Annotated in this window: 14 protein-coding genes and 1 pseudogene; 5 read left to right on the plus strand and 10 right to left on the minus strand. The window is 67.5% G+C overall.

The genetic code is table 11. The annotated features are described in order from the left end of the window. Positions 1-19: 19 nt before the first annotated feature. From G4D86_RS42470 to G4D86_RS42480, 3 genes are all read right to left on the minus strand, one after another. Positions 20-373: a DUF2019 domain-containing protein gene (locus G4D86_RS42470; protein WP_164000327.1), complete on the minus strand. Its 354-nt coding sequence runs from the start codon at positions 371-373 to the stop codon at positions 20-22. Continuing rightward, on the minus strand, positions 370-1,722 hold the full coding sequence (gene sitA5, locus G4D86_RS42475; RefSeq protein WP_164000329.1) for a SitA5 family polymorphic toxin: 1,353 nt from the start codon (positions 1,720-1,722) through the stop codon (positions 370-372). Before sitA5 ends, G4D86_RS42470 begins: the two co-directional genes overlap by 4 nt. Before the next feature lie 146 nt (positions 1,723-1,868). Further along, positions 1,869-2,294, minus strand: a complete 426-nt coding sequence (locus tag G4D86_RS42480; RefSeq protein ID WP_164000332.1) for a hypothetical protein — start codon at positions 2,292-2,294, stop codon at positions 1,869-1,871. A 127-nt stretch (positions 2,295-2,421) separates the two neighbouring features. Between G4D86_RS42480 and G4D86_RS42485 the strand changes: the two genes are divergently transcribed. The 5 genes and pseudogenes from G4D86_RS42485 to G4D86_RS42500 all read left to right on the plus strand — a co-directional run bounded on the left by G4D86_RS42485 (position 2,422) and on the right by G4D86_RS42500 (position 6,329). Continuing rightward, entirely contained in the window at positions 2,422-2,943 is a 522-nt protein-coding gene (locus tag G4D86_RS42485) for a hypothetical protein (RefSeq protein ID WP_164000333.1), read from the plus strand. Positions 2,944-3,230: 287 nt separating this feature from the next. Beyond that, positions 3,231-3,380 (plus strand): annotated as a pseudogene (locus G4D86_RS54020) (DUF5953 family protein); the annotation flags it as partial. Positions 3,381-3,614: 234 nt separating this feature from the next. Next, the gene (locus tag G4D86_RS42490; protein WP_164000335.1) at positions 3,615-4,370 is read left to right on the plus strand and encodes a hypothetical protein; all 756 of its coding nucleotides are present in this window, start codon (positions 3,615-3,617) and stop codon (positions 4,368-4,370) included. Positions 4,371-4,965: 595 nt separating this feature from the next. Further along, the gene (locus G4D86_RS42495; protein ID WP_338050646.1) at positions 4,966-5,577 is read left to right on the plus strand and encodes a DUF6310 domain-containing protein; all 612 of its coding nucleotides are present in this window, start codon (positions 4,966-4,968) and stop codon (positions 5,575-5,577) included. Beyond that, positions 5,574-6,329, plus strand: coding sequence for a DUF5953 family protein (locus G4D86_RS42500; RefSeq protein ID WP_164000338.1), 756 nt, complete (start codon positions 5,574-5,576; stop codon positions 6,327-6,329). The genes G4D86_RS42495 and G4D86_RS42500 overlap by 4 nt, the downstream gene beginning before the upstream one ends. A 225-nt stretch (positions 6,330-6,554) precedes the next feature. On the opposite strand, the gene G4D86_RS42505 is transcribed toward G4D86_RS42500, so the two are convergent. From G4D86_RS42505 to G4D86_RS42535, 7 genes are read right to left on the minus strand one after another with little or no spacing between them, the layout of a single operon-like run. Next, the gene (locus G4D86_RS42505; protein WP_164000340.1) at positions 6,555-11,606 is read right to left on the minus strand and encodes a S8 family serine peptidase; all 5,052 of its coding nucleotides are present in this window, start codon (positions 11,604-11,606) and stop codon (positions 6,555-6,557) included. 13 nt (positions 11,607-11,619) lie between these two features. Then, entirely contained in the window at positions 11,620-12,396 is a 777-nt protein-coding gene (locus tag G4D86_RS42510; RefSeq protein WP_164000342.1) for a hypothetical protein, read from the minus strand. A 9-nt stretch (positions 12,397-12,405) separates the two neighbouring features. Then, complete coding sequence (locus tag G4D86_RS42515) at positions 12,406-12,657, minus strand: hypothetical protein (RefSeq protein WP_205520272.1); 252 nt, start codon at positions 12,655-12,657, stop codon at positions 12,406-12,408. Then, positions 12,654-13,181, minus strand: a complete 528-nt coding sequence (locus tag G4D86_RS42520; protein ID WP_164000344.1) for a hypothetical protein — start codon at positions 13,179-13,181, stop codon at positions 12,654-12,656. Before G4D86_RS42520 ends, G4D86_RS42515 begins: the two co-directional genes overlap by 4 nt. Before the next feature lie 15 nt (positions 13,182-13,196). Further along, the gene (locus G4D86_RS42525; protein WP_164000346.1) at positions 13,197-14,369 is read right to left on the minus strand and encodes a hypothetical protein; all 1,173 of its coding nucleotides are present in this window, start codon (positions 14,367-14,369) and stop codon (positions 13,197-13,199) included. Between the two features lie 43 nt (positions 14,370-14,412). Then, positions 14,413-14,874 (minus strand): hypothetical protein, encoded by a 462-nt coding sequence (locus G4D86_RS42530; protein ID WP_164000348.1) that lies wholly within the window; start codon positions 14,872-14,874, stop codon positions 14,413-14,415. Between the two features lie 51 nt (positions 14,875-14,925). Further along, positions 14,926-16,224, minus strand: coding sequence for a baseplate J/gp47 family protein (locus G4D86_RS42535; RefSeq protein WP_164000350.1), 1,299 nt, complete (start codon positions 16,222-16,224; stop codon positions 14,926-14,928). Positions 16,225-16,234: the final 10 nt, after the last annotated feature.

Raw genomic sequence — 16,234 nt, forward strand, 5'->3', positions numbered from 1 at the left:
CCAGCAGGGAGTGGAACTGCTACGAATCCGGGTCGAGGGCCCAGGTCCCCTCCTCCCACCCCTTGAGTGTGTATTGACACTCGAACGCAACCAACCCCTTTCCCCGCGCAGCCTCCTCCAGCACCGCCTTGGCCTCCGCGGTCCGATAGCGGAGCAAGAACGCGGCAGCCATTGTTCTCACATCCACGCTTGGGTGTTTCAGAAGGACGCATAGCGCTTCTCGCCCTTCATCGCCGTGGGCACGCAGCTTTTCGAATGCCGCCATGTATCGATCTGCGTGTTTATTTCCAGTCCTGGCATCTCCGCGGAAGATGGCCTCGGTCTGCGCAGTCACGTTCGTTGCGAACTCCTCCACAAGTTGGTCGAGCGTCATTGCCAGATCCCATTCTTGATGTTCTCAATAGCCTGAAGTCCGAAATCACGCTGAGTCTGGTAGGGCTGTGTGCTGAGCCACTCACGCACAGTCAGCGTGAATGAATTCGTTATCCGTGGCTTCTTGGATGAGTAGAATGCACTCACCAGGTCGTGCAGAATCTTGTCCAGAGCGACGACGTTCTCTGTATTGTGAATGGCCTCGGGACCAAACTGGCGAACATTTCCCTCCGTCTGCTCGACAATGTGGTGCCATTGCTTGCCTTTACCCGCACTGCCCCTGCCCTTATAGAGGCCACCGTGCGTCTGCCACTCCCGGTATCCCGCCGATGCGCCCCCGCCTCCGCGCGTGCCCCTGGATGACATGGCCACAGCACCCGGGGCGAGGCCGATGACAAACCCTTCTGCGGCCACGGCAACCGTCTCGACCTGGCCCACTGCGGCGTACGCCACACCCGCCTGTGCCTCGACCCTCACCGCGGCCTGAGCCACCCCGGGCAGCCCCGGCAGCTTCGCGCCCAGCGTCGCCCCCGTGCTGCCGATGGCCGCCGTCGCCAGCATCATGAAGGCCCGCGCCGCGTTCCGGCCCATCACCTTCCCGAAGCGCTCTCCCGCGTCACGCAATTCATCGAACGTCACGGCCCGCTCAGACTCAGCCATCAACTGCCGGAAGCCCTGGATGAGCCCCCAGAAGGTGTCCACCCCCACGTAGGCGATGAGTGCCACCGTCAACACCGCCGCCACGCCCTTGGTTGCCGGCTCGGGCACCGTCCAGAGCAGCGCATAGGTGCCCGCCGTCCATAGAGCCGCCTGCACCAGGGCCTCCGGGTTGGCCATGTCCTTCACGGCCGCCCACAGCTCGTCCAGCACCGCTCCCTTCGCCAGCGCCAGGGCCAGGGTGAAGCGCGCGTCCCCCGTGACGGCCGGGCCCTCCTTCAGCAGCCCCAGGCAATCACCCCTGCGCCCGGTCCGCTCACACCAGCGCAGGTAGGCGCGCGTCAGCTCGACCTCGGACTGGGGAAGCTCGGCGGCAAGCGTCTCGCCAGGCCCCAGTGGGGTGAGCCGCCGGCTCCTCACGTCGAAGAAATACGAGCCGCTCCGCGAGTCCACCTCGAACAGGCGCCGGGCGGCCTCCTGGGGACGCTGAGATGGGCGAACAGCTCGAGCCCACCGTGCCACGGCCTCTTTCACTTCGTCGCCATCGAGCACTATCGGCTCGGTGCCCCCTTCCGAGCGGGGAATATGGACGACGGGCGAGCCACGGCCTGTGTCGAGCCGGACGACCCTCGTGGCGCCGCTGCACCCCACCAGCGCCCACACCAGGGAAAGCATCAGCCACGGCAGCCGCATACGAAGCTCCAGTCCCAAACGCCCGGCGCATCCTACGCACACCAGTAGCACCCGCGAGTACGGCGCCCCGGCGCGCGGGACGCGCAGCCGGGAGCCGAATCGGAGAGTGCATCGAGCATGCGGCTCGTGCGCTTCGTGGCGAAGGACTACTCCACCCAGTGGACCTGGCCCAGGCCGGCGGGGATGAGGTCGCAGACGTAGAAGATGTCGTCGTAGGGGTAGTTGTCGTAGACGCCCCGGGCCGGGATGCAGCGCGCCGAGTTGGGATACGGAGCGTTCAGGTCCGCGGCGAGAGCCTGGCAGGACGCATGGTCCGTCTCCCCGCCACACTCCTCGGTGCAGCTGTCGGCGCGGATCCAATACGGGTTGTAGAGGGGATACGAGTCCGACTCGGTCCAGCACAGCCCGGACGCACACTCCGAATCGGCGCTGCAGCCGGTGCCCGTCGCGTTGAGGCCCTGCTTCTGCTCCGCAATCTCCGGGGTCTGCTCGGGAGTCGTGCCGCCACAGGCCACCGGACCCAGCAACGTGAGCGAGAACAGGGAGACGGACACCGCGAGGAAGTTCCGCATGGATGAGGCCCTTTCCAGGTGAGGGGAAGCCCTGAAACAAGCATTCCGCGCGAGCAGAGCCAAGCGGACTTGTCGGAAAGTCGTGGTAGAGACGACGGTCGTACTTCCCTCTCCCCGGAGTTTTTCCATGACTGTGTTCTCTCGAAACGGGCTCGCCCTCCTCCTCTTCTTCGTGTCCTCGTCCGCGATGGCGTCAGAGCAGTGGGTGCAGGGGCGCGTGGTGCTCCACTCCTGCGTCTACGCCAGCTCCTACGAGGCGGAGCTGAATCTGTCCTACCGGAACTACACCCTGCCCTGGGGCACCTCCGTGTATCTCATCCACGGTTGGGGCGGGCTCGACAACTTCGTCCCGTTCGACTGGGACAACACGCAGACGCTCGCGGTCTCCGCGTCGGCGCCCTGGACGTGGAGCATCACGGTGAGGAGCAACATCTCGAACCGCAGCTCGCCGAAGTGGTACGAGCACTTCGACTACGTCTGGAAGGTGGTCCTCCCCAACGGCACCGAGTTCTACGAGAAGGGCAACGGCTCCACCTGGGGCTACTACGCGGCGAACCTCTCGGACGTCACGCAGCGCCCGTGCACGTCGGACGGCAACTTCGTCGGCCCCACGTACCCGCTCACCGTGACGTCCGTGGAGAAGTGGTAGGGACTGCGGCGCCAGCCAAGGCTCCGCTCCCTCCATGGTTTCAGCAGGGAGTGGAGCTGCTACGAATCCGGGTCGAGGGCCCAGGTGCCCTCTTCCCACCCTCTCAGCGTCTGTTGGGCCCCCAAAGGCGATGAGCCCTTCTCCCTTTGTTGTTTCCTCCAATACGGCTTGGCTTCAGCAGTGCGGTAGCGGAGCAAGAACGCAGCGCCCTGTGTCAGGGAAGATGTCGCCTGGGTCCGGAATCGGTGATCGGCTTGTCCCGGAACGACTGATCGGCTTGCTCCGGAATCGGTGATCGGGATCGTCCGGAGCACGCACACGACGCCGAACTACTTTCACGGCGCACGGCGACGGGAGTGGTCGTGGAACTCACGGGCGCACCTCGCGACCTGGACAACCCCGACCACCTGGCCGCGCTCCTGCGGGCCTATGCGCGCTTTCTGGAGATCTCCGTCGCTCGTCGCCTTGACGCCTCCGGTTCGCGACGCGGGCGAGCGTCCGCGCATCGTTCAATCCGCGGAGGATCTCCGGACTTCCAGTCGACCGTCATTGCCTCAAGTGGCAGGCTCATCCTCCATGGGAACGTGGCTGAACGTAGCCTTCATTCAGTGTGCGGATATAGCCCGGGTAGAGAGAGAACTCTCACGCTTGTTGGTGGAGGGGGACGGCGATTGACAACACCCGAGCCGCGCACCCCGGAACGGTACGATCGCATGCAGCACGGGCTGGGTGACGAGGTGCCGCGCTGGGGATTGGCGGGTTTCCACGGCGCCCCCGGGTGGACCGTCCTGCGCACCGCACCCTTCGAACTCCTGATGCAGGGAACTCCGCCGCTGCTCGCACGCCTTTCCTCACGTCTGGGCGTGCCCGCCTTTCAGTACAACATCTATGACTCCACCCCAGAGTTCCTGATGGAGGTGGATGCCGGTGGGCGCGTCGAGCTCTCGGGGTTCGTCGGTCAGGAGATAACGCGCTATTGGAACAGCGAACCGCCGATGGAGCGTTTGGAGACACGATTTCGTATCATCGATCCATCAGCAGTGGCCGCATGGGCAGAGTCGGCCATGCCGGAGGCGCGTGTTACCGGATGTCTCTATAGCCCCCGCGCGTCCCCCCAGACGGACTTCGACAAGCTTCGTGAGTCACAGCGGGCGGCTCTCGTGCGATGGCTCGGCCAGCCAGGCACCCGAATCGACCCCGAGAGCCATGAGTGGCGGGTTCATCCTGCGCACATCGTTCGCAGGCTCGCTCAAGCTGGCAGCGCGTTCCTTCCCACTGAAGAGTGCGTGGAGCCGGCCATCAATACTGTATTTGGCGGGCCGAACGCCAAGCACTGCGACAACCTCTTTCTCGTGGAGACGCTCCTCCCCCATGCACCCATGCCCGTCGATGGGTTCGTGTTGTACGCGGAAGCGAGCAGCAAGTAAGCGTGGGCGCCTCATGACCGCTGGCGGGCTGCCCTGATGCCGCTGCTCTGCGGCTTGCGCCGCCGCCCGTCCCGGAGCGCTCCGAGCCCCCATCGGGCGGGTTCCTGTGAAGCTGCGCAGGCTCCCTACCATGTCCCACCGCGCCCGAGTTTCATCGGGCCGCTGGTGCGCTCCGGACCATGCTGCCATGCCTCGGCACTTTCCGGAGATCCCATCTATTCTCGACTGCTAGCATACTCCACATGCGGCCAGCCTTGACCCCGCAGCTCGCTGGCTCGACGGAAGGGACGAAGTAATGCGACTCCGCGCCTGCGCCGCACTCCTGCTCTTCCTCTCGGCGTGCGCCACGTCGGCACCGAGCCCAAGAGAGCGCGCGTCCCGGAACCCGAGGATCGTCAACCTCCAGCGAGCGGCGACGCTGCCGTGGACTGACGGGGGGCGGTGCGCTGTCCGTGAGACGTCCCAGCCTTGGCCCGTGCTAGCGGAGCGGTGCTTTGCAGCCCTCAACCATGACCGGGTCCGGTTCAACGACCGGACGGGAAGGTGTGCCGTTGCCTCGGCGGGCGCGGCTGCCTTGGGAATCGGCCTCTGTGTCTTGGCTGCTCCCGAGATCGTTGCGGGCACGGTGATTGTCCTTGGCGTGGTGGTGGTGGGAGTCGTCATCAAGGAAGCGCTAGATGCGTATGAGTTGAGAGGGATCAGCACGGAAGAGGTAGAACCCGCTACCCAAACGAAGTCCGCCCCGCAGGAGCCCTCAGCGAATCGAAAGCCCGATCCGGAACCATCGGGGCAGGACTGGTTCCCCCCGGTGTCGACTGAGCCGCTGGAGCGCGAGCGCCGTCCCGAGTGCAGGCCCGTCCCGGTGCCGCACGCGGGCGAAGATGACCCTCATAACGAGTGTGCCGACAGGTTCCCGCCTAACCGTTATCCCGGCATGGACGTGCTCGTGGGCGGTGAACTCTTCGATGCGCTGCAAATCGGCGTGCGTGTGCTATGGGAGATCAAGACCCATCAATTTGACACGTACAATGATTATATCCGGGGCCGGGAGATCGAGAAGGAACTCAAGCAATTGCGAAAGGAGCGAAAAGCCGCCGCGGCCTGTGGATATGGTTTCGTCATTGGGGTGAGCACCCAAGCGCACAAAGACGCGCTGCTACGGGAGGACCGGAGCCTCAAGGTCGTTGTCACGGGGTGCAAACGATGACTACACGAAAAAGAATCGGCATCATCGTCTACGCGCCTGCGCTTGTGGGCAACGACCGCCGCACGCTCGATAGCGTTCATGGAATGGAGAAGGCGCTTCCTGGTCTGCGGCTGGAATGGAGGCCCTCTAATGGCGGGCGTCCTATCGCATTGCCTCAGCGTGATGCGTGGCTGCTGGAAAAGATTGAGGACGGAGGATTCCCGATCGTGTGCAACGGGGACCAGAGTTACCCCGTGACGGTTTGGGGGAGTGAAAGATCAGGACTCTTCAGCCCTGGCGGTCAAGACCAGTTTGAGGTGCACGCAAAACTGCCGCTGGACGAGCCCGTGATCGCGTCAGCGGCGGCTGTGCTTGAGGGCGTGGCGGAAGGGGCACGTGCGTTATGGGGGGAGGCGACGCCAGACGACGCTGCGGTGGATATTGCGTATCAGACAGCACCCACGCTGCAAGGGCCGCCGGCCCCGCGCCGAGGGTTGCCCGCCCTGAAGCTCTTCGAGCACATCCGCTCGCCCGAGATTCCCTATTACCTCGGGTGGCTGAACTATTGGTCTTCCGCTGCCGCACGCGCCATCGGGTTCCCGGACCTGGCTCGGGACACGGACCTGCTTTCACGGTCGCGGCGCACGGCATCGGGTGGGTGGGTCGTGCAGCTCACGGACGCACCGCTTGACCTGGACAACCCCGCCCACCTGGATGCACTCCTGCGGGCCTATGAGCGCTTCCCGGAGATCGGCGGTCGCGCTGCACTTTGACCCCTCCGCGCCGGGGCGCGGGGCCAACTCCCAGCCGTAGGGAAGGGGGGCGCTGCGCGGGCGCAGGCGATGCCAGGGTGCCGTCTCGGGAGGATTGGAAGTGCTCGGGTCTGGTGGACGAAAAGCAGACTCATGCCCGCGTGGTGCGCGAGCTGAACATCGCCCCCCACGAATCCCGCTCGGCATGACGAAAGGTGTGAAGCACACCGTCGCGCGCAGCCGTTCCTAATACACCGCCGCCCCCTGCACGTTCGCCACCGGCTGGTTGAAGGTCACCTCGGGCCCCGTCCCGGCGAACACCAGGGCGAAGGCCTGCAGGTTCTGCTGATTGAACGGGTCCGCGGGGAAGGAGCCCACGGAGACCTCGACGTCGTACGCGCCGGGTGGCGGATTCGCGATGACGACCTGCTTGAAGGTCTGGATGTTCTCGTGGTTGTCCGCGGCCACGGGCGGGCTGGCCACGGGGCGACTGAGGTGCCTCCGCCCCGCCACCGTGTCCCACAGGTTGCCGCGGTACTCCGGCCTCGGGTTCGGTCCCACGGCGGGGGCTCGCACGGTGAGGTGCAGCGGGTTGACGACGCGGGCGCCCGGCGGGTCGGTCCAGTTCAGCGTCACCCTCAGCAGCGCCGTCCCCGCCGGCAGGTTGAACCGGTACGTCACGCTCCGCCGGGGGCCGAGGGTGCAGTCGTCGCGCACCTGCAGCGTGACGGGAGGCGTCGGCGCCAGGGTCTGCCGCAGGTTCACCCGTCCCCAGCCATACCCGTTCGCCGCATCCGGCAATGAAACCGCGCTCATGTTGGTGGCGCCGTTCACCAACGTGGCCCGCAGCAGCGCCGCGCTGGGAAGCTCATACGCCAGCGTGTTGGCGTGGCGGTTGACGGCCGTGCACCGGTGCTTCAGTTGCCCGCCCTCCTCCTCCGCCCAGTACAGGAGGAAGACGCGGCCGTTCCAGACGAGCTTGAAGTTCCTCACGCGCGAGGTGGCGCCCGTGAGCTGCAAGAGCGGCGCGGGCGCCGGTGCCGTGAGGGAGCCCGGGCCCACCGGGGGCGGCTGGGGAAGCATCGCCCGGCGGCCATTCTCATCGAGCACCGTGAAGAACAGCACCCGCGAGCCATCCGGGAGCACGCCAATCCACGCGAGCCCATACGAGGGACTCCAGTCCGGCAGGCTGGTGACTCCGGCCACCACGGCCGGAGGATTGGACCAGGGCCAGTGGGTATAAGTGGAGACGAGCTGGGGCTCCACCGCCTCCCGGTCCGCGGGCCAGTCAGGGCCCGCGGCGATGACAGGAACATCCGCGACCACCAGGGGCGGCGGAGGAAGCGCGGGCGCGGGCGGCGCGGGCGGGTTGCCCATCGGCTGGCCCAGCCGGTCCAGGCGGCTGAAGCGAAGCTCCCAGCGCGCGGCGTTGTTGGCGCGGTACTGCCAGACCGCGCCGTACTCCCGGCTCGGCGAGTTCACGAGCGTCGGCCGCCGCGCCAGCACCGCGTTGATGGCCTCTCCCGCCACGGCGCTCACGTCCAGCTCGCCACCGCTCGGCGCGCCGGTGTTCAGGAAGCGCCGGCAGTGCACGCGCGTCACCGCGCCATTCACGCGGTGGTAGAGCGCGATGGAGCGATTCTCACTCGGAACGAACTGGAACCAGTTGTGAGGCGCCACACCCGTGGCCGCCGTCAGGTTCACCGGAGCGCCCACCCGTACGCCCGCATTGTTGAGGCGCTGGTAGCGCAGCTGGAGCACACCGGCCTGCGTCGTCCCGTAGGCCACCTGGACCTGCGAGCTCCCTGCATCCCAGCCCACCTGCGGAATCACATGGTCATGGAAGGTGGCGGTGTCCTGGAGCGACACGGCACCGCCCGCACCAAAGCCGGCGACGGGCGCCCCCTGGTCGTCGTGGCGATGGACGATGAGTCCGCCCAGGAGGTCGTTCCCCGCCGTGACGAGGCCACTGCCCGTCCAGAGGAGCTGGCACGACGTCATCAAGAGCGTCACCGGCGCCGAGCGGACACCATTGACGCCATAGGTTGCATCCACCAGTCCGTCGGGATTGAGCCGCACCCACTGGAGCTCCGTCACGCCTCCCCCAGCGGGCGCGAGGCGCAGGAGGTACCAGGCGCCGCCGGTCCACTCTGCCGAGAGCGCCATGAGATTGGCATCACCATGGCTCAGCAGGTCGACCTTCGTGTAGCGGCCGCTCCGGAGCAGCGGCGAGGAGGGGTCTTCCTGTGCCTCGAATGCCGCCGCCGGAGTCAGGTTGAGCGCATACGCCCCCAGCCGGTCGGAGTTGATTTCATCCGGACTCTGGAAGACCAATGACAGCCCTCGCGCATCGGCGAGGGCCGCGAAGCCCGCCGTGTCCTCCGGCGTATCCGAGATGCGGATGAGCTTCCGGGAGAGCGGGTCATTCGCATCGGCCGGGAGGCGCCCGTCGACCTGGCCCGTCTCGTCCAGCAGCGCAACGTAGAGGTCGTAGTGGGCGTTCTGAGAGTCGTCCTCCCACAGCAGGACGTGCCCCACCTCCGGATGGACGAGCAGTCGCGGCCGGCGGATGTGATTGGCCGCGGGAACGGACATGACCAGCCGTGGCGCCCGGATGGCCGCGCCATTCGCGTCGACGAAGAGCAGGTAGATCTCCCCACCGGGAACGGTGCGTGCGTCGACCCACACCACGACATGGACACGGAGGCGCTCGTTCCAGATGAGACAGGGCTCACGTATCTCCTGCACCTGGTCCACCAGCGTGGTGGGTCCCGCCCCCACGAGCGCTCCGTCATCCCCCAACTGGCGCGTCTGGAGCTGGTAGTTCCCAGGGTGCGCCACGCCGCACACCGTGTAGCGAGTGCCCGCATGCGCCACAGAGCGGTGCGGCCCCGTGTTGGTGTTGAAGAGGAAGCTGACGGGCGCGCCGTCCACGGCGGCCCCCGTGTCGGCGCGGAAGCGCTGGAAGAAGTAGCCGTTGCCGCCCGTCGCCGGATAGGCGCAGCACACGTGCTCGCCCACCACCAGCAGGTCGGGCAGGACGTTGTCGTCGGGGCGGGCGTTGGGGGCCAGGGTGACCACGCCATTCGTCCCGAAGCCCGCCTCGAGCGCCAACGTGCGGCCGTAGCAGGACAGGCGCATCGTGTTGTCGCCATGGCGGTGGAGCAGGTACGTCCGCTCGCCGCGGGTGGCGACCTTGGGGGCGGCATGGTCCCCCACGTTGTCCTGGAGGTGAACGGGTGCGGCATCGAGCGGAGCGAGCGCGCGGCTCAGCCGCATCGCCAGGACGTTCTTCTGCCCGGCCGGCAGGGCCGCCGTCACCCAGGCGAAGACGAGCCCGTCCACATGGGGCGCACTGGAGGGATGGGCGGTGAACGTAGGCAGGGGCGCGGCCGCGGGAATGGCGACGCCCTCGAGCAGGACGGGCCGGCGCAGCTGGGCGAAGCGGGTGCGGTAGTACTGCCGCACCAGGATGGCGGAGCCCGTCGTCATCGGGGTGGCCATGCTGGTCCCCGAGAAGATCTGGTACAGGTTCCGGTTGAACCCCGCGGGCAGCATGCTGTCGAAGTTCGTGTTCCAGAAGGCCGCCGAGATGGGCGGTGGCACCACGGGCAGCGCCGGAGGCGGGGCCACCCACTGCGAGCGCAGCGAGAGCACGTTGGTGCCAATGGCCACGATGTCCGGCTTCACGCGCTGGGTGTTGACCAGGGTGTTGGTGCGAATCGTGCCGCGCGAGCTGAACAGCGCCACCTCGTTGTGGTTGTCCGAGAACGAGAAGGCCCCCGGCGCCCCGCCCGCGCTCACGTTGAACGCCGCGTTGTTGTACCGGGGACCGAAGAACGTCCGGTAGCTGTCGCGCCACCCGCCGTTGTTCCGCAGGTTCTCCGAGGCGCCCACCGTGAGGACGTTCTTCGCCGTGGCCTCCAGCTTGAGGTTGTTGGCGTCCAGCGTCCCGTTGCCGCCTCCCGCGACGTCCGTCTCGTCATTCCCCGCCGCGAACACGAGGAGGACGTCGGGGTGGTCGAAGCACCAGCGGTCGAGCGCGAAGCCGTGGGTCGGGATGTAGCGATTGTTGTTCACGCCGACGCTGAAGGAGCTCCCCCACGAGTTGTTGATGATCCGAGCGCCGTTCTGGAAGGCGAACTCGAAGGGCGGTTCGAAGTTCGCCGGCAGCGGCCCCAGGGCGACCAGCGAGGCCGACGGCGCCATGCCCCTCGCCTGCCCCGCGGAGCTCGTCCCGTCGCCACAGATGGTCCCCGCGACGTGCGTCCCGTGAGGCGAGGCGTCGGGGGCCACGCCCGCGACGTTCTGCGGGTTCGCGCTGTTGCGGACGAGCCGGACGTTCGTCCGCAGGTCGGTGTGGAAGGGCGTCATCACCGCGCCCACGAAGGGCGGTATCGCCCCGGCCAGGTTGCCCACGTCGCAGCCCGAGTCCACCATGCCGGCGACCTCGCCGACTCCGTTGAGGTTCACCAGGAAGTTCACCGTGCCGACCTGGCGCACCTGGTTGGTGCCCAGAATCACGCCCCCGTTGTTGTTCACCAACTCGGTGGTCGTCGGCGGTTGGACGGCGAAGAGCCCGGGGACCCGGAGGATGTCATTGGCACGTTCCGGCGGCGCCCTCACGCGGAAGCCGTGCGCGGTGTCGGCCACGATGGTGGCCCCGGCCGCCTCCACTGCCTCCCGGTAGGACTCGGGGTTGACCCCGTCGAAGAAGCGCAGCAGCAGGTTTCCGTCCGGCTCCTCCGGAGGCAGCGTCACCTGCATGTTCCGCAGCGATGTGGCCGTGAAGGGCTCCTCCGTGCCGGTGAGGTCGGGGCTGACGGCATACGCGGGATGGAAGGGCCCCACGTAGGCCACGAAGGCCAGCGCCCTCACCGCCTCCGCCTCCTGCCGCGTGAAGCGGAACACGGCGGACTGGCTCGGCAGGGCCTGGAGGAACTCGCCCCCCAGGGTGGCAATCTCCTGGAGCCAGGGCTTGTCGATGGGGGCCCGGAACATCACCAGGTAGTCCCCGCTCGCCTCTCCCGAGGGCTCCTCGGCCCGCAGCGCCGCGGGCAGCTCGGGCGGCTCGGACTCCGGATTGAAGGCGAGCGCGGGCAGCTCCACGACGGAGGCCTCCGGCCGCGGAATCACCTGCAGGCCCTGGGCAATCAGCGTGTCGACCTGGCCCTCCTCCAGCGACACCCAGAGAAACAAGCCCGACTCCTGCAGCACCTCCACGCGCTCGCGCAGGAAGGCGAGCTGCTCGGGCGCGCGGAAGGGGTCCAGCGAGACGGAGGCTTGGAGGCGAGCCATGGGAGAACTCCCTTCAGGATTCGACGTCGATGTCGATGTCCACCTTGCGCGCTCCGGGGGGCTTCCCCGGTGAGACGATGTGCAGGATGGGCCGGCCCTCGTCCTCGGCCAGCGCGCGGCTGACCTTCAGCTCGACGTCGGCGTCGAGGAGGAACTCGCGTGACGAGCCGGGGGTCGCCGCCCCCTTGAGCAGCTTGAGACCCTTGAGGGTGCCCACCGCCGTGTAGTCACCGCCGGCGTGGGAGAAGGCGCCCGCCGCCATCACCGCCTCGCGGTTGAGCGCGAAGGCCGCCAGGGTCAGCGCCTCCGCGCGCTCCAATTCCGCGTCGTCCGTGCCGCTCAGGAGCACGGGCAGCTGGTGGTGGCTCTTGAGCTGCGTGAAGACGGCGGTGACGCCGTACAGGACCTCCACCCGGTTGAAGCCCGTCAGCACGCGGGTGGGCTTCGGCTGGAGCGTGAAGGACCGCGGGTTGTCGCCGTCCCACTGCACCTCCGCGGGGCCGAGCGTCTGGCGCCCGCCGTCCGCGGCCCTCAGGTACACACGCTTCGGGCCGGGATAGGGCGGACGGGAGAGCGTGTACGGACCGGCCGGCTGTGCCGGGTCGAAGGCGAGGAGGTCCGTGGCGTCGTCCTGGCCAGGCTCACCCGCCGTGGGGTCGGCGGAGGACGCATCCAGCGTCCAGGTAGGGTTCTGGAACTTCACCTGGACGTGCGCGGGTGTCCCGCCGAAGAGGTCCGGGAAGGACGTCTTCAGCAGCTCGACGAAGGCGGTTTGAAGGGAGAGCAGCATGGCGCCAGCTCAGGCGGGCACCCGCAGCGTGTGAGCGTCGGGGGCCTTCCCGTCCACGGGCTCCACGTGCCCCTTCCCGTTGACAGGCTCCGCGCTCCCCCGCCCCAGCTCCTCCTCCAGCACCTGGATGGCGCCGCTGATGCGCAGCATGGTGGAACGCACGCTGAAGACCTTGGCCTCCAGCTCCTCGAGCGTCGTCTTCCCCTTCTCGTACTCCGCCCGCAGCTCGTCGAGGCGGAGGCTCAGTCGCTCCTTCATCATCGCTTCTCCTTTTCGCCCTTCCGGGATGCGCTGCTCACGGCCGCCGCCACCTGGGTCGGGAAGTCGGGCTCGAGCGCCTGGACCTCCTTGATGGACCTCGCCTTCTTCACCACGGCCTCCAGGCGCTTGTACTCGTCCCGGAAGGCCTTGACGGTGTCGCGGATGGCCTGGGTCCGCTTGTCGTCATAGACGCCCAGCGCGGCGTTCTGGAGCTCGTGCTCGGGGATGAGCTTCTTGCGCAGCTCGAAGGAGAGGCGGGAGAACTCCGCGAGGGTGGCCTCCTTCACCTGGGCCAGGCTGGGCGCGGGCGCGGCGGCCACTTCGGGCTCGGGTGGTGCCAGGGGCTTGATGTCGCCGTTCTCGATGTCGAAGTTGGCGGGGACGGAGAGCGCATCCGTGCGCCCGAACTCCATCGTCTTCGCGTCGAAGTCAGGCAGCAGCTCTTCCGGCTTGCGGCGTTCCCCCGGCACCGACTGCCACATGTGGAGGATGGCTTTGGATTTCTTGTCTCGAATGACGAACACGGTCCACTCCTCCTGCTAGAGCTCGATGGCCATGAGGTGGCGATAGTCGTTGAACCAGCACCCTTGCAGGCTCACTGGATTGGCGGGCGTGGCCTCGGGACTGTGGGTGGCCCACTGCACGACGAGGGTGTGGGTGCTGCCCGACGACAGATACAGGAGGCGCTCCAGGGAGACTTCCCGGAGTTCCCAGCCGTTCGCGTGGTACTCGTGCAGCGTATAGGCTTGCACGACTCCGTCCAGCAGCAGCCTGAACTCGCCTCGTGCATGGGGGATGTTGCCGCCATAGGCCTGGAGCCCTCCCATCTGGAACCGCACGAGGAAGGTCGCCCCGTCCGGCACAAGGATGCTGAGGTTCATGCCGGGCACGTTGTTCCAGATCCCCCCGGTCCCACTGGCGTTGGAGATGGAAACAGGGTTGTTCGCCACCGCCTCGAGCCGGAACTTGCTGTCCCTGACGCGCCCATTGACCCCGACGTTGCCCTTGATCGAGAGGGGGTACCCGGCGACGCCAACGGGGTTCGTCCCGAGGCCCACGTTCCCGGTGGCCACGTCCATGTTGAATGCCCAACCGGCCCCCTTGTTGCCCCACAGGCCCACGAAGCTCCCGTTCATCCCGATGAAGGCCTTGTCCTCGTTGCCCTCATAGAGCCACAGCCCCGCGCTGCCACTGGGCCCCGCCCGCAGGCGGATGCGGTCGCCCACGTCGATGCGGTAGCCCGGGTCGGTCACCCCGAAGCCGGCCTTGCCATTCACCAACCGCAGGGCCTCGACAGAGCCGGTGCGGTTGGCGGCTCCGGCGCCATTGGTCATGAAGGACAGCCCGCCGGTGAAGCCGCCGACATCGAACGACTCCAGGTAGCCCGGCCGCCACTCGGTGCCGCTGCCCTGCGGGTCGCTCCACAATTCCAGGCGGGCCTTGCTGTTGCTCGCCGTGCTCTGCACGCGCAGCGTCGTGGGGTTGGCGCCGTCCACCACGTGCAGCCGGGCGGCGGGCGACGCGGTCCCCACCCCCAGGGCGGCCTGGTTCAGCGCGGCCTGGATGGTCAGGGGACCCGTCATCGCGTCGCCGACCTTGTTCACCTTGGCGGTGTCGAGCCGCTGCGACTCGTACACCAGGTCATTCCAGTCCTTGGACCGGATGGGATTGCCGGTCGCCTTGGGAAACGGTTGGTCTGGGACAAAGGGCATGTTCGTGTGCCTCCTGCTCGCGAGTCCGTGGGTGTTTTCGCCCTTAGAAGACGATGTCCCAGATGAGGGTGAGCTTGAAGTTGTTGCTCTTGGTCACCGCATCGAACACCACGCGGTTGTACATGGTGCCCCCGGTGACCGCCGTGAAGATGCCCGCCTCCCGGAGTGGGTCGGTGCCGTTGGCCTCGTTGAAGTCGAAGATGGTCTGCAGCGACGCCTTCACGCGCTTCACCGGCCCCGAGGGGCTCGACTCCACCACCTCGCTGTAGGTGACACTGGTAATCGGGTTGCGCGGCGCACGCGGCGTCACCAGGTCCAATTGCTCGTCATCCGCGGCGGTGGCACCCGTGCCCACGCCCATGTGCGTCACCTTGGACGGCGGCGTCCCCGAGGTGATGCCCCCGAAGAGCTGGGCCACCAGCCTCCGCCCGGCCTTGACGATGCGGTTCTGGTGGGTCCGCTCGTAGACCACCCTCCCCTCCGCGTCGGTCAGGGAGATTGTCATCTGTCCCTTCATCTCCATGCTCTCCTGCATGCGAGCTCCTTGGATGTCTGGCTATTCGAAGCCAAAGCTGGTGTCGAAAGTGGAAACGTTGAAGACCCCGCCGATGGCGAAGGCCTCGCGCATGTTCTGGTCTTCGACGGCCGTGCTCAACGAGCCGACGCTCACGGCCTCGCTGGCGTCGTGCGTCTCCTGGTAGCGGTGCTGGAGCAGGCCGCTCAGTTGTTCCTGGGCCGCGTGGTCCTCCAGGAAGTTGAGGGAGAAGTGGACCATGCCCTTCACGCCCGCGGCGCGGGTCTGGTCCACGACTCGCTGGATGACCTCCAGGGGCAGGCCCTCGAAGAGGAAGAGCTGGCCCTGGTAGCCGGTCTGCCGCTGGATGTCCTCCACCGCCCGCTTGATGAAGTACGGGACGATGACGTCGAAGGTGAGGTGCTGGTAGCGCGTCCACTGGATGCGCACGGAGAAGTCGGGCGAGTCGTAGCCCTCGGTGTCGTCGAACCCGGAGAGGTCGTAGGTGCCGGCCCGGGAGGTGAACTTCCAATGCGTCGTCTCACCGGGGAGCGGCGGCAGGCGGGGCGCGGACGTGCCATCCCACGCGGTGAACAGACTGCTCACGTCGGTGGTGCCCACGGACGCGGCGAGCGCGCCGCTGGGGCTGGCGGTGAGCACGAGCGTCTCACCGGGGTTCATCTTCAGGGCGGCCTTCGACTTGAGGCCCTCGCCGGAGTCCAGGCGCCGCAGCGTGAGGTAGCGTCCGCCGCCCTTCGTGAAGGTCCACTCGATGCGCGGGTAGACCTGGGTGATGCTGGAGAAGGCCACCTCCACGGTGACCTCGCTGGTGTCCGCGACGCGCGTCACCGGCTCCGAGAGCATGCTCTCGGGCTTCGGGGAGAACTCCTGCACCCGGACCAGTCCCTCCAGGGCCTGGATGAGCGCGGCGACCTCGTCGTTGGAATCACTTCCGGCGGGGGTGATTTCGCGGCGGAACAGCTCCAGGTCGAAGGGCAGTCCCAGGGCCGAGCGCACCGCCCCGGCCACGGCCTTCACCGTGCCTCCACCCGTGAAGTACGGCACCACCGCCTTGAGGCGGCGGCGGAAGGCGTCGTCCGGCTCCAGCGTGCCGTCGGCCAGCCTGCGGCGCTGCACGCCGAACGTGGCCGCCAGGCCGTCGAGCGCGTCGTCCTGGGCGTAGTTCACCCAGTGGGACTTCAGCAGCGCCTTGACGGACTCGTCCGCGCCCATGAGCTCGTGGCCGATGGCGTCCAGCAACCGCCGGAGCGACGAGGCGCCTTCCCGCGCGGAATAGGCGTCCGGGAAGAGCGCGGCGAGTCTGTCGGTCTTGAACGACACCGTGCCCTCC

This window comes from Pyxidicoccus caerfyrddinensis (genome assembly GCF_010894405.1).
Classification (GTDB): domain Bacteria; phylum Myxococcota; class Myxococcia; order Myxococcales; family Myxococcaceae; genus Myxococcus; species Myxococcus caerfyrddinensis.

Coding starts and splice junctions, on each gene's coding strand:
- G4D86_RS42485 (WP_164000333.1), top strand. CDS start 2,422: ATGACTGTGTTCTCTCGAAACGGGCTCGCCCTCCTCCTCTTCTTCGTG.
- G4D86_RS42480 (WP_164000332.1), bottom strand. CDS start 2,294: ATGCGGAACTTCCTCGCGGTGTCCGTCTCCCTGTTCTCGCTCACGTTG.
- G4D86_RS42510 (WP_164000342.1), bottom strand. CDS start 12,396: ATGCTGCTCTCCCTTCAAACCGCCTTCGTCGAGCTGCTGAAGACGTCC.
- G4D86_RS42525 (WP_164000346.1), bottom strand. CDS start 14,369: ATGCCCTTTGTCCCAGACCAACCGTTTCCCAAGGCGACCGGCAATCCC.
- sitA5 (WP_164000329.1), bottom strand. CDS start 1,722: ATGCGGCTGCCGTGGCTGATGCTTTCCCTGGTGTGGGCGCTGGTGGGG.
- G4D86_RS42530 (WP_164000348.1), bottom strand. CDS start 14,874: ATGACAATCTCCCTGACCGACGCGGAGGGGAGGGTGGTCTACGAGCGG.
- G4D86_RS42515 (WP_205520272.1), bottom strand. CDS start 12,657: ATGATGAAGGAGCGACTGAGCCTCCGCCTCGACGAGCTGCGGGCGGAG.
- G4D86_RS42500 (WP_164000338.1), top strand. CDS start 5,574: ATGACTACACGAAAAAGAATCGGCATCATCGTCTACGCGCCTGCGCTT.
- G4D86_RS42505 (WP_164000340.1), bottom strand. CDS start 11,606: ATGGCTCGCCTCCAAGCCTCCGTCTCGCTGGACCCCTTCCGCGCGCCC.
- G4D86_RS42470 (WP_164000327.1), bottom strand. CDS start 373: ATGACGCTCGACCAACTTGTGGAGGAGTTCGCAACGAACGTGACTGCG.